Genomic DNA, 12885 nt, shown 5'->3' on the forward strand with positions numbered 1-12885 from the left:
GTGGGGAGACGACGTGTCAGCGGCACTGCGTTTTGACAATATCGGCAAGGTATTTCCCGGCGTGCGCGCACTCGACGGCATTTCGTTCGACGTGCATGCGGGCGAGGTGCATGGCCTGATGGGCGAGAACGGCGCGGGCAAGTCGACGCTGTTGAAGATTCTCGGCGGCGAATACCAGCCCGATGCGGGCAGCGTGCTGGTCGACGGCCAGCCCGTGCAGTTCGCGAGTGCGGCCGCGTCGATCGCGGCCGGCATCGCGGTGATTCACCAGGAATTGCAGTACGTGCCCGACCTGACGGTCGCGGAAAACCTGTTGCTCGGCCGCCTGCCGAACGCGTTCGGCTGGGTGAGGAAGCGCGAGGCGAAGCGTTACGTGCGCGAGCGGCTCGGCGAGATGGGCGTCGATCTCGATCCGGACGCGCGGCTCGGGCGGCTGTCGATCGCGCAGCGGCAGATGGTCGAGATCTGCAAGGCACTGATGCGCAACGCGCGCGTGATCGCGCTCGACGAACCGACGAGCTCGCTGTCGCATCGCGAGACCGAAGTGCTGTTCAAGCTGGTCGACGATCTGCGTGCGCAAGGCCGCGCGCTGATCTACATCTCGCACCGGATGGACGAGATCTACCGGCTGTGCGATGCGTGCACGATCTTTCGCGACGGGCGCAAGATCGCGTCGCACGAATCGCTGGCCGACGTGCCGCGCGAGCGGCTGGTTGCCGAGATGGTCGGGCGCGAGATTTCGGACATCTACCATTACGCGCCGCGCGCGCTCGGCGACGTGCGGTTTTCCGCCGAAGGCGTCGACGGCCCGGCATTGCGCGAACCCGCGAGCTTCTCGGTGCGCGCGGGCGAGATCGTCGGTTTCTTCGGGCTCGTCGGCGCGGGCCGCAGCGAGCTGATGCGGCTCGTGTACGGCGCGGACCGCCGGCGCGCGGGCGTGCTGACGCTCGACGGCGCGCGCATCGACGTGAAACGCACCGGCGACGCGATTCGGCACGGCATCGTGCTGTGCCCCGAGGACCGCAAGGAAGAAGGGATCATCGCGATCGCGTCGGTCGCCGAGAACATCAACATCAGCTGCCGCCGCCATTCGCTGCGCGCGGGGCTCTTCATCAACGGCAAGACCGAAAGCGAAACGGCCGACCGCTTCATCCAGCGGCTGAAGATCAAGACGCCGAACCGGCGCCAGAAGATCCGCTTCCTGTCGGGCGGCAACCAGCAGAAGGCGATCCTGTCGCGCTGGCTCGCGGAGCCCGACCTGAAGGTCGTGATCCTCGACGAGCCGACGCGCGGGATCGACGTCGGCGCGAAGCACGAGATCTACGACGTGATCTACCGGCTTGCGGAGCGTGGCTGCGCGATCGTGATGGTGTCGTCGGAACTGCCGGAAGTGCTCGGCGTGTCCGACCGCGTCGTCGTGATGCGCGAAGGCCGGATCGCCGGCGAGCTGCCGCGCGCGCAGGCGAACGAGCACGCGGTGCTGAACCTCGCGCTGCCGCAGACGAGTGCGGTCGAGGCGGCCTGACGCGGCATACGACATTCGAATCGAACACGCGCGGCGTGGGCCGCGCGATGCAGGAGCAGGAGATACACCATGCAAGTCAACGAAAATCTTGCCAGCGCCGCCGCGAAGCCGTCGGCCGACGCGCTGGTGCCGCAGCAGAGCGACCGCCAGAAGTGGTGGCAGCATCTGACCGAATACAGCCTGATCGCGATCTTCGCGGTGATGTTCATCACGATGTCGCTGACCGTCGATCACTTCTTCTCGATCGACAACATGCTCGGCCTCGCGCTGTCGATCTCGCAGATCGGCATGGTCGCGTGCACGATGATGTTCTGTCTCGCGTCGCGCGACTTCGACCTGTCGATCGGCTCGACCGTCGCGTTCTCCGGCGTGCTGTGCGCGATGGTGCTGAACGCGACCGACAACACGTTCGTCGCGATCGTCGCGGCGGTCGCGGCCGGCGCCGCGATCGGCTTCGTGAACGGCGCGGTGATCGCGTACCTGCGCATCAACGCGCTGATCACGACGCTCGCGACGATGGAGATCGTGCGCGGGCTCGGCTTCATCGTGTCGAAGGGGCAGGCGGTCGGCGTGTCGTCGGACACCTTCATCGCGCTCGGCGGGCTGTCGATGTTCGGCGTGTCGCTGCCGATCTGGGTCACGCTGCTGTGCTTCATCGGGTTCGGCGTGCTGCTGAACCAGACCGTCTACGGCCGCAACACGCTCGCGATCGGCGGCAATCCGGAAGCGTCGCGGCTCGCGGGGATCAACGTCGAACGCACGCGCGTGTACATCTTCCTGATCCAGGGCGCGGTGACGGCGCTCGCGGGCGTGATTCTCGCGTCGCGCATCACGTCGGGCCAGCCGAACGCCGCGCAGGGCTTCGAGCTGAACGTGATCTCCGCGTGCGTGCTCGGCGGCGTGTCGCTGATGGGCGGCCGCGCGACGATCTCGGGCGTCGTGATCGGCGTGCTGATCATGGGCACCGTCGAGAACGTGATGAACCTGCTGAACATCGACGCGTTCTACCAGTACCTCGTGCGCGGCGCGATCCTGCTCGCGGCCGTGCTGCTCGACCAGCTCAAGAACCGCGGCGTACGCGACTGACCGACCTGTTCCCACGGAGACGATCCGCATGACCATCGACACTTCCGCGCCCGATCCGCACGCCGCGAGCGACGCGCGCTTCGCGCGCTACCCGAGCCTCGAGGATCGCACCGTGCTGATCACGGGCGGTGCGACCGGCATCGGCGCGTCGTTCGTCGAGCACTTCGCCGAACAGGGCGCGCGCGTCGCATTCGTCGATCTCGACGCGGCGGCCGGCGCCGCGCTCGCCGAGCGCTTCGCGCATGCGCGACATGCGCCGCTGTTCCTGTCGTGCGACCTGACCGACATCGACGCGCTGCGCCGGGCGATCGACGCGATCCGCGCGCGCATCGGCGCGATCGCGGTGCTCGTGAACAACGCGGCGAACGACACGCGCCATGCGATCGGCGACGTGACGCCCGCGTCGTTCGACGCGGGCATCGCGGTGAACCTGCGTCACCAGTTCTTCGCCGCGCAGGCGGTGATCGACGACATGAAGCGGCAGGGCGGCGGCGCGATCATCAATCTCGGCTCGATCAGCTGGATGCTGAAGAACGGCGGCTATCCCGTCTACGTGATGGCGAAGGCGGCCGTGCAGGGCCTGACGCGCGGCCTCGCGCGCGAGCTCGGCCCGTTCGGCATCCGCGTGAATTCGCTGGTGCCCGGCTGGGTGCTGACCGACAAGCAGCGCCGGTTGTGGCTCGACGACGCGGGCCGCGCGGCGATCAAGGCCGGCCAGTGCATCGATGCCGAGCTGCTGCCGGCCGATCTTGCACGGATGGCGCTGTTTCTCGCGGCCGACGACAGCCGGATGATCACCGCGCAGGACGTGATCGTCGACGGCGGCTGGGCCTGATCGTTCGCACGACCTGCATCGTTTCTTCGACGAAGGAAAGGAGCTCACCATGACCGCCACGTCCTCGCGCGCATCGTCGTCCACCAGCCAGTCGCGCCGCGCGCGCCTGGCCGCCGCCGCCCAGCCGGTCAGCCCCGGCCCGCAGACGGCCGCGTTCGCGCAGGGCGTCGGCGCCGCGCATGCGGCGGCCGTCACGCTGTCGAACGCGTCGCTGCGGCTCGACGTGCTGCCGCACCTCGGCGGCGGCATCGCGCGCTTCGACTGGCGCGGCGACAACGGCGTGCTGATGCCGGTGTTCCGTCGTTGCGAGCACCCGGAGACGGCGACGGACCCGAACGAGCTCGCGTGCTATCCGCTGCTGCCGTACTCGAACCGGATCGGCGACGGGCGCTTCGAATGCGAGGGGCGCAAGGTCGCGGTGCCGCGCAACCGCCGCGACGAGCCGCTGCCGATCCACGGCGATGGCTGGCTCGCGCCGTGGCAGGTGGACGATGCGACCGACACGTCGTTGCAACTGTCGCTCGACCGTGCCGCCGGCGCGCCGTATGCGTTCCGCGCGATCCAGTCGTTCGAGCTCGACGACGCGACGCTGTCGATCGCGCTGACGATCGAGAACGCGGGGCGCGCGCGGCTGCCGTTCGGGCTCGGCGTGCATCCGTTCCTCGTGCGGGATGCGGCGACCGAGCTGGCCGCGGCGGCGGGCGGCCTGTGGCTGTCGGGCGCCGATTTCCTGCCGGTGCGGCACGTCAGCGTGCCGCCGGCCTGGCAGTTCGGCGTCGCGTATCCGCTGCCGGCCACGCTCGTCAATCACGCGTTCACCGGCTGGGGCGGCCACGCGACGGTGAGCTGGCCGCGCCGCCGGCTGTCGCTGACCGTCTCGGCCGACGCCGACGCGTACGTGCTCTATACGCCGCCGGGCGAGGATTTCTTCTGCTTCGAGCCGGTCGATCATCCGATCAATGCGGTGAACCTGCCGGGCGGCGCGGCCGCGCACGGGATGACGCTGCTCGCGCCCGGCGAGCGGCTCACGCGGCGCTTCGCGTTCACCGTCGAGCGCGCCGATGCGCGCGGCAGCGCCGCGGCACGCGAGGCCCGCCCGCGACGCGGGTAAAATACGCGGTCTACCAACGGTTTGCCGCGAGTACCCGCCATGTCTTCCCCGCTTACTTTCATCGAATCGCTGCGCGCCGCGTGGCAACGCACGAATTCGCTGCTGTGCGTCGGCCTCGATCCCGAGCCGTCGCGCTTTCCCGTGCAGTTCGACGGCCAGCCCGACGCGATCTTCGAGTTCTGCCGGCAGATCGTCGACGCGACCGCGCAGTACGCGAGCGCGTTCAAGCCGCAGATCGCATACTTCGCCGCGCACCGCGCGGAAGACCAGCTCGAGCGCCTGATCGCGCACATCCATCTCCAGCATCCGGGCCTGCCCGTGATCCTCGACGCGAAGCGCGGCGACATCGGCAGCACCGCCGAGCAGTACGCGCGCGAAGCGTTCGAGCGCTATCGCGCGGACGCCGTCACGGTGAACCCGTACATGGGCTACGACTCGGTCGAGCCGTACTTCGAGCACGAAGGCAAGGGCGTGATCGTGCTGTGCCGCACGTCGAACCCGGGCGGCTCGGATCTGCAGTTCCTCGACACGAACGGCGCCGGCCATCCGGGCCGGCCGCTGTACCAGGTCGTCGCCGACCTTGCGGCGAACAAGTGGAATGCGAAGAGCGGCCAGCTCGGCCTCGTGGTCGGCGCGACGTTCCCGAACGAAATCGAGATCGTGCGCGGGATCGTCGGCGACATGCCGCTGCTGATTCCCGGCATCGGCGCGCAGGGCGGCGACGTGCAGGCGACCGTCAACGCGGGGCGCACGGCCGACGGCACCGGGATGATGATCAACTCGTCGCGCGCGATCCTGTATGCGAGCAAGGGCGAGGATTTCGTCGAAGCCGCGGCGCTCGCCGCGCAGAAGACGCGCGACGCGATCAACGCGCATCGCTGATCGAATCGCGCGACGCCGTATCGCCGCACCGTATCGCTGTACCGTATCGCACCACACCGCCCGGCCGCCCGCTGGGCGGTTGGTGCCCGCCCCGCGCCCGCGGGCCGCGCTGCATCCTCCCGTTCCCCTCCGCGTTCCCCGATCGTCCCTGGCGCACGCCGACAACTTCCCGTCGCTTCCGCACCGCATGTCGCTAATTTATTCGCGCGATGCTGCCTCTTGTCATCGATCCGTCACGAAAATGTCAAGAAAAGGAGCGACGCCATGCCCAAGCTGTCCCGCCGTCTTCTGAGCGCGTTCGCCGCGTCGCTGTGCATGACGTTCGCCCATGCGGCGGATCTGTCGCACTGGCCGGCCGACAGCGCGAAGGCGTTGAACGCGATGATCGCCGCGCACGCGAACCGCGGCGACTACGCGGTGTTCGACGCCGACAACACGACCTACCGCTACGACCTCGAGGAAGCGCTGCTGCCGTATCTCGAGAACCGCGGCGTGCTCACGCGCGATTCGCTCGACCCGTCGCTGAAGCTGATCCCGTTCAAGGATGCCGCCGACTACAAGGAATCGCTGACGAGCTACTACTACCGGCTGTGCGAGATCGACGATCTGGTCTGCTATCCATGGATCGCGCAGGCGTTCGCCGGGCAGTCGCTCGCCGACCTGAAGCGCCACGTCGACGCGATGCTCGCCGACGGCAAGCCGATTCCGATCCGCTACTGGCACGGCGACAAGATCGTCGACGGCACGGTGAACCCGCCGCGCTTCTTCCGCGGGATGCAGGAGCTGTACAACGCGCTGCGCGAGAACGGCATCGACGTCTACGTGATGACGGCCGCGCACGAGGAGCTCGCGCGGCTCGTGCTGTCCGATCCGAAGTACGGCTACAACGTGAAGCCGCAGAACGTGATCGGCGTGACGACGCTGCTGCGCGACCCGGCGACCGGCACGCTGACGACGTCGCGGCTGCAGATCAAGGCCGGCAAGTACGACGAGGCCGCGAACCGCCACCTCGTGATCACGCCGTTCCTGATGAACCCGATGACGTGGTACGAAGGCAAGCTCGGTTCGATCGTCGGCTGGATCGACCAGTGGAAGAAGCCGGTGCTCGTCGCGGGCGACACGCCGACGTCCGACGGCTACATGCTGCTGAACGCGACCGACGTCGCGCGCGGCGGCGTGCGTGTGTGGGTCGACAAGAAGGACAAGCAGATGGCGCAGATCCGCGCGTGGTCGGACGAATCGGCCGCGAAGCAGAAGTCGCTCGGCTTGCCGGTGACGGCGGACAAGAACTGGATCGTCGTGAAGCCCGACGCGATTCAATAAGCGCGCGGCGGGGCGGCACGCCCCGCCCGGTCAGCGCTCGCGCTCGTCGAGCAGCTTCAGCAGCCCGCGCAGCGCATGCGCGGCCGCCTGCGTGCGGATCTGTTCGCGGTCGCCCTTGAACACTAACGTCTCGACGTCGGTATGCAGCCGGTTGCTCCAGCCGAACGATACGGTGCCGACCGGCTTCTTCTCGCTGCCGCCGGCCGGGCCCGCGATGCCGGTAACGGACAGCGCGACCTGCGCGCGGCTATTGCGCAGCGCGCCTTCGGCCATCGCTCGCGCGACGGGCTCGCTGACGGCGCCGTGCTTGTCGATCAGGTCGGCCGGCACGCCGATCATCTCGATCTTGGCCTGGTTCGAGTACGTGACGAAGCCGCGCTCGAACCACTGGCTGCTGCCGGAGATGTCGGTGATCGCCGCGGCGATCATGCCGCCGGTGCAGGATTCGGCGGTGGCGAGCGTGAGGTGCTCGTCACGCAGCTTGTTGCCAGCGCGGATCGCAAGCTGGTGAACGACGGAATCGGTTGGCATACGCGTCGGGAAACAGTCGGGGAAGCGGTCGGAAAATCGGTCAGCCGGCGATGGAGCGCCACAGGGCGATCACGAGCAGCGTCATGAACGCGGCTACCAGGTCGTCGACCATGATGCCGAGCCCGCCTTTCAGGCGGCGCTCGAAGTAGTGGATCGGCGGCGGCTTGAGCATGTCGAAGAAGCGGAACGCGACGAACGCCCACAGCTGGCCGACGAAGGTCGCGGGTGTGACGAACAGCATCACGAGCCAGATCGCGACGATCTCGTCCCAGACGACGGCGCCCGGGTCGGCCATCCCGGCCTTCTTCGCGGTGAAACCGGTGACCCACGTGCCCGCCACGAAGCCGACGGCGATCAGCGCCCACCATTCGGGCACCGTCAGGTAGCGGTTGAGCACGACGAACGTGAGCCAGCCGAACAGCGAGCCGAACGTGCCGGGCATGATCGGCGCGAGCCCGCTGCCGAAGCCGAGCGACACGAGATGCGCCGGGTGCGACAGCATGAAGCGGGCCGTCACGCGTGTCGGCGCGGGCTGCGCGGCGCCGGGCTCGGGCGCGGCGTGCGTGGGCGTCGGATCAGTCTGCATGGAAGTGGTCGAAGCCGTGCAACGTGAGAGCGAGGGGCGCGCCGGCCGCGTCGCGCCACGCGATGGCGGGTTGCGCCGACGGCGCGGACAACGCGCGTATTGTACCGATTCGCGTGACCGGCACGCCGGCCGTGGCGCCCGCCGCCGCGACCGCCGCGCGGGCCGCGACCGGCGCCGTGAAGCACAGTTCGTAGTCGTCGCCGCCGGCCAGCGTGCAGCGGCGCTGCACGTCGGCCGGCAGCGTCGCGAGCGCGGCCGAGCGCGGCACCGCGTCGGCGTCGATCTCGGCGCGCACGTTCGAGCGCGTCAGGATGTGCTGGAGATCGCCGGCGAGGCCATCCGACAGGTCGAGCGCCGCGTGCGCGACGCCCGCGAGCGCCAGGCCGAGCGCGACGCGCGGTTCGGGCCGCTCGAGCGCGCGCCGGAACGCGGCGGCTTCATCCGCGCCGGCCGCCCATTCGCCGCGGGCGACGCCAAGGCCCGCGCGCGCATCGCCCAGCGTGCCGGACACCCACACGTCGTCGCCGTCGCGCGCGGCATCGCGCCGCAGCGCCGCGTCGGGCGCGACTTCGCCGAACACGGTCACGCACAGGTTCAGCGGCCCGCTCGTCGTGTCGCCGCCGATCAGCTCGCAGCCGTATCGCTCGGCCAGCGCGAAGAGGCCGTCGCTGAACGCCTCGAGCCACGCCGCGTCGGCCCGCGGCAGCGCGCACGCGAGCGTGAATGCGCGCGGCTCGGCGCCCATCGCCGCGAGGTCCGACAGGTTGACCGCGAGCGTCTTGTGGCCGAGCGCGTCGGGCGCGACATCGGGGAAGAAGTGGCGGCCTTCCACCAGCATGTCCGTCGAAATGGCCAGCAATTTCCCGGATCGGGGCGCAATCAGTGCGCAATCGTCGCCGATGCCGAGCGTCGACGCGCGGGCGCCCTGCGCGGCGCGGCGCGTGAAGAAGCGTTCGATCAGCGAAAACTCGGAGAGGGCGGCTGGCACGGCGGGCGGTCCGAAACGGTTGAAGGAACGGCATTGTACGAGGCGACCGGCGGTGCTCCTGCACCATCCAGTACATTTTGGTCGCGGCTGTTGCACCCGAATCGCCGGTCTGGCGGCCGATGATTGGCGCTACAATGCCGTCGAACAGTTATTCTAATCCGCACGTCACGAGACACATGTCCACCCAAGCCTCCTCCAAAGCCAAGCTCCGCGAAGCCGCGCTCGACTATCACGAATTTCCGACCCCCGGCAAAATCGCGATCGCTCCGACCAAGCAGATGATCAACCAGCGCGACCTCGCGCTCGCGTATTCGCCGGGTGTGGCGTACGCGTGCGAGGAGATCGTCGAGAACCCGCTGAACGCGGCGCGTTTCACCGCGCGCAGCAACCTGGTCGGCGTCGTGACGAACGGCACGGCGGTGCTCGGTCTCGGCAACATCGGCCCGCTCGCGTCGAAGCCGGTGATGGAAGGCAAGGCGGTGCTGTTCAAGAAGTTCGCGGGCATCGACGTGTTCGACATCGAGCTGAACGAATCGGACCCGCACAAGCTCGTCGACGTGATCGCCGCGCTGGAGCCGACCTTCGGCGGGATCAACCTCGAAGACATCAAGGCGCCGGACTGCTTCATCGTCGAGCGCGAAGCGCGCAAGCGGATGAAGATCCCGGTGTTCCACGACGACCAGCACGGCACCGCGATCGTCGTGGCCGCGGCCGTCACGAACGGCCTGAAGGTCGTCGGCAAGAACATCAAGAAGGTCAAGCTCGTCGCGTCCGGCGCGGGCGCGGCCGCGCTCGCGTGTCTCGACCTGCTGGTCGACATCGGCCTGCCGCTCGAGAACATCACGGTGACCGACCTGGCCGGCGTGGTCTACAAGGGCCGCACCGAACTGATGGATCCGGACAAGGAGCGTTTCGCGCGCGAAACCGACGCCCGCACGCTCGCCGAAGTGATCGACGGTGCGGACATCTTCCTTGGCCTGTCGGCCGCGGGCGTGCTGAAGCAGGAGATGGTGAAGGGCATGGCCGAGCGCCCGCTGATCCTCGCGCTCGCGAACCCGACGCCGGAAATCCTGCCGGAACTCGCGCTCGAAGTGCGCCCCGACGCCGTGCTGGCCACCGGCCGCACCGATTACCCGAACCAGGTCAACAACGTCCTGTGCTTCCCGTTCATCTTCCGCGGCGCGCTCGACGTCGGCGCGACGACGATCACGCGCGAAATGGAGATCGCGGCCGTCAATGCGATCGCCGAACTCGCGCAGCACGAGCAGAGCGACATCGTCGCGACCGCGTACGGCATCCAGGATCTGTCGTTCGGGCCCGAATACCTGATTCCGAAGCCGTTCGATCCGCGCCTGATCGTGAAGATCGCGCCGGCCGTCGCGCAGGCGGCGATGGACGGCGGCGTCGCGACGCGCCCGATCGAGGACATGGAGGCGTATCGCGTCCATCTGCAGCAGTTCGTGTATCACAGCGGCACGACGATGAAGCCGATCTTCCAGATCGCGCGCGCCGCGCCGGAAGAGAAGAAGCGCGTCGTGTTCGCGGAAGGTGAAGAAGAGCGCGTGTTGCGCGCCGTTCAGATCATCGTCGACGAAAAACTCGCGAAGCCGATCCTGATCGGCCGCCCGTCGGTGATCGAGCACCGCATCCAGCGCTACGGCCTGCGCCTCACGCCCGGCGCCGATTTCACGGTCGTCAACACCGAGCACGACGAGCGCTACCGCGACTTCTGGCAGACGTATCACAAGATGATGGCGCGCAAGGGCATCAGCGAGCAGCTCGCGCGCGTCGAAATGCGCCGCCGCACGACGCTGATCGGCTCGATGCTGGTGAAGAAGGGCGAAGCGGACGGGATGATCTGCGGCACGATCAGCACCACGCACCGCCACCTGCACTTCATCGACCAGGTGATCGGCAAGCGCCCGGGCTGCAGCGTGTACGCGGCGATGAACGGGCTCGTGCTGCCGGGCCGCCAGATTTTCCTCGTCGATACGCACGTGAACGTCGATCCGACGCCGGAGCAACTGGCCGAGATCACGATCATGGCCGCGGAAGAAGTGCGCCGCTTCGGCATCGAGCCGAAAGTCGCGCTGCTGTCGCACTCGAATTTCGGCACGAGCAATGCACCTTCGGCGAAGAAGATGCGCGATACGCTCGCGATCCTGCAGGAAACCGCGCCGGAGCTGAAGGTCGACGGCGAGATGCACGGCGACGTCGCGCTCGACGCGGCGCTGCGCAAGGAAATCCTGCCGGAATCGACGCTGGAAGGCGACGCGAACCTGCTGATCCTGCCGAACATCGACGCCGCGAACATCGCGTACAACCTGCTGAAGACGGCCGCCGGCAACAACATCGCGATCGGGCCGATCCTGTTGGGCGCCGCGGAGCCGGTGCACGTGCTGACCGAATCGGCGACCGTTCGCCGCATCGTCAACATGGCGGCGCTGCTGGTCGCCGACGTCAACGCCGCGCGCTGAGGCGAAACGACGCGGCGCCGGTCGAACCGGTGCCGCGCGTCGGGCGAAATTGTAAACAAAAGCAAAAAGAGGCGTGCCCGCAATGGGCACGCCGCGGGCAGGGCGCAATCGCGCTTCCCATAAGCAACAGCAGCATCTTTCCACTCCGGGTAGCAAGTGTGGCAAGGAGGCAGGGTCTTGCCATATGAAAGATGCCGGTCGTATTTTATCCCATGTAAGTTAAATGTAGTGCAAATTCGGTAAGAAATACGGCATTACCGGTGTCGCGCGGCTTTCGATTCCCAAACGGACATTGATTCGCGCGGCCAATAACGCTACGCTAACGCCTTTGTTGGTCGTCAACTACTTGATTTAACAGCGGGAACCCTGGTTCATGGCACGCAAGTGGCTCCGCAACGGCGCGCTCGCGTCCGTCTTCGCGATGTTCGCGATGGGTATCGTCGGCACGCCGACGGGCAGTCTGGTTTCCGCCGCTTACGCACGGGAGGCCGTTCCGGCCGACGTGGCCGCGAGCGGGCTCGATACGATCCCGGCCGCCCGTCTTCCGCGCGAAGCCGTGACCACGCTGGGCCTGATCGCCGCCGGCGGCCCCTATCCGTACGAGAAAGACGGCGTCGTATTCGGCAATCGCGAGCGGATCCTGCCGAAGGCGAAGCGCGGCTACTACCATGAGTACACGGTGCCGACGCCGCGTGCGCGCAATCGCGGCGCGCGCCGGATCGTCTGTGGCGGGCCGTTGCGCCGGATCGACAACTGTTATTACACGGGCGACCACTACAACAGTTTTAAACGTATTGTTGAATGACTTCGGGACGAATGGCATGAGCGACTCCATCTACGCGCACGATACGGCGGCGGCGGAACTGTTCGCGGCCGGCGACGGTAATCTGTTTCAGCGTGTGATTCAGTTGCACGCGGCGGCGCAGGCCGGCGGCACGCCGGAGCAACAGGAAGCCGAGCCCGGGCTTTCATCGAACGAGGAGCCTATGAGCCTTTTCACGACCGTGCGACCCAATCTCGTGCAGTCGATCCGCGCGTTCCGCGTGCAGGATCTCGCCGACGAAGCCGGTCGGCTCGGCCAGCATTTCCTGTATGCGTATTGCGGCGCCGCGCAGTCGAAGCAGGAAGTGATGGAAACGATCGCGACGTCGTTCCTGTTTCCGAAGCATTTCGGGAAGAACTACGACGCGCTGTACGACTGCCTGACCGACCTCGTCGCGAAGGCCGGCGCGCAGCCCGGTTTCGTGATCGTCCTCGAAGGGCTGCCGATCGCGCAGAAATTCGACAAGGAAGGGCGCGAGACGCTGCTCGACGTGTTCCGCGAGGCGGCCGAATTCTGGGCCGAGCGCAAGGTCGCGTTCCGCGTGTTCTACTCGTTCGCGTAAGCGCATCGGCCTGCGGCCGATTCGCCGAACCGCCCGTCAAAAGCCCGCTTCGAGCGGGCTTTTTTGCGTCTGCACGTGTCGCGCGCGGTACGCGACCCGACACAAGCCTTTCATCGCACACTTTTTTCCGCGACAATCGGTCGGCCCGGGCTGCGG

At 67.7% G+C, this 12885-nt stretch carries 12 protein-coding genes; 9 read left to right on the plus strand and 3 right to left on the minus strand.

The window, feature by feature from the left end; all coding sequences use genetic code 11:
• Positions 1–13: 13 nt before the first annotated feature.
• From araG to WS61_RS13595, 6 genes are all read left to right on the plus strand, one after another.
• A complete protein-coding gene (gene araG, locus WS61_RS13570; protein WP_059500948.1) occupies positions 14–1525 on the plus strand; it encodes an L-arabinose ABC transporter ATP-binding protein AraG in 1512 nt (503 codons plus the stop codon).
• Positions 1526–1594: 69 nt separating this feature from the next.
• On the plus strand, positions 1595–2611 hold the full coding sequence (araH, locus tag WS61_RS13575; RefSeq protein WP_059500949.1) for an L-arabinose ABC transporter permease AraH: 1017 nt from the start codon (positions 1595–1597) through the stop codon (positions 2609–2611).
• 28 nt (positions 2612–2639) lie between these two features.
• Positions 2640–3446, plus strand: coding sequence for an SDR family NAD(P)-dependent oxidoreductase (locus WS61_RS13580; protein WP_059500950.1), 807 nt, complete (start codon positions 2640–2642; stop codon positions 3444–3446).
• 49 nt (positions 3447–3495) lie between these two features.
• Positions 3496–4557: an aldose 1-epimerase gene (locus WS61_RS13585; protein WP_059500951.1), complete on the plus strand. Its 1062-nt coding sequence runs from the start codon at positions 3496–3498 to the stop codon at positions 4555–4557.
• 39 nt (positions 4558–4596) lie between these two features.
• On the plus strand, positions 4597–5439 hold the full coding sequence (gene pyrF, locus WS61_RS13590; protein ID WP_059500952.1) for an orotidine-5'-phosphate decarboxylase: 843 nt from the start codon (positions 4597–4599) through the stop codon (positions 5437–5439).
• A gap of 264 nt (positions 5440–5703) precedes the next feature.
• On the plus strand, positions 5704–6762 hold the full coding sequence (locus WS61_RS13595) for a hypothetical protein (protein ID WP_059500953.1): 1059 nt from the start codon (positions 5704–5706) through the stop codon (positions 6760–6762).
• A gap of 30 nt (positions 6763–6792) precedes the next feature.
• On the opposite strand, the gene WS61_RS13600 is transcribed toward WS61_RS13595, so the two are convergent.
• From WS61_RS13600 to thiL, 3 genes are read right to left on the minus strand one after another with little or no spacing between them, the layout of a single operon-like run.
• On the minus strand, positions 6793–7293 hold the full coding sequence (locus WS61_RS13600; RefSeq protein WP_027783514.1) for a CinA family protein: 501 nt from the start codon (positions 7291–7293) through the stop codon (positions 6793–6795).
• A 40-nt stretch (positions 7294–7333) separates the two neighbouring features.
• Positions 7334–7879 (minus strand): phosphatidylglycerophosphatase A, encoded by a 546-nt coding sequence (locus WS61_RS13605; RefSeq protein WP_059500954.1) that lies wholly within the window; start codon positions 7877–7879, stop codon positions 7334–7336.
• A complete protein-coding gene (thiL, locus tag WS61_RS13610) occupies positions 7869–8867 on the minus strand; it encodes a thiamine-phosphate kinase (protein WP_059500955.1) in 999 nt (332 codons plus the stop codon). The genes WS61_RS13605 and thiL overlap by 11 nt, the downstream gene beginning before the upstream one ends.
• Before the next feature lie 134 nt (positions 8868–9001).
• Between thiL and WS61_RS13615 the strand changes: the two genes are divergently transcribed.
• From WS61_RS13615 to WS61_RS13625, 3 genes are all read left to right on the plus strand, one after another.
• Positions 9002–11344, plus strand: a complete 2343-nt coding sequence (locus WS61_RS13615; protein WP_306459556.1) for an NADP-dependent malic enzyme — start codon at positions 9002–9004, stop codon at positions 11342–11344.
• A 373-nt stretch (positions 11345–11717) separates the two neighbouring features.
• Entirely contained in the window at positions 11718–12149 is a 432-nt protein-coding gene (locus tag WS61_RS13620; RefSeq protein WP_059500957.1) for a ribonuclease domain-containing protein, read from the plus strand.
• 16 nt (positions 12150–12165) lie between these two features.
• Positions 12166–12729 (plus strand): barstar family protein, encoded by a 564-nt coding sequence (locus WS61_RS13625; protein ID WP_006476945.1) that lies wholly within the window; start codon positions 12166–12168, stop codon positions 12727–12729.
• Positions 12730–12885 lie beyond the last annotated feature (156 nt).

It is taken from the genome of Burkholderia sp. ABCPW 11 (assembly GCF_001523445.1).
GTDB lineage: Bacteria > Pseudomonadota > Gammaproteobacteria > Burkholderiales > Burkholderiaceae > Burkholderia.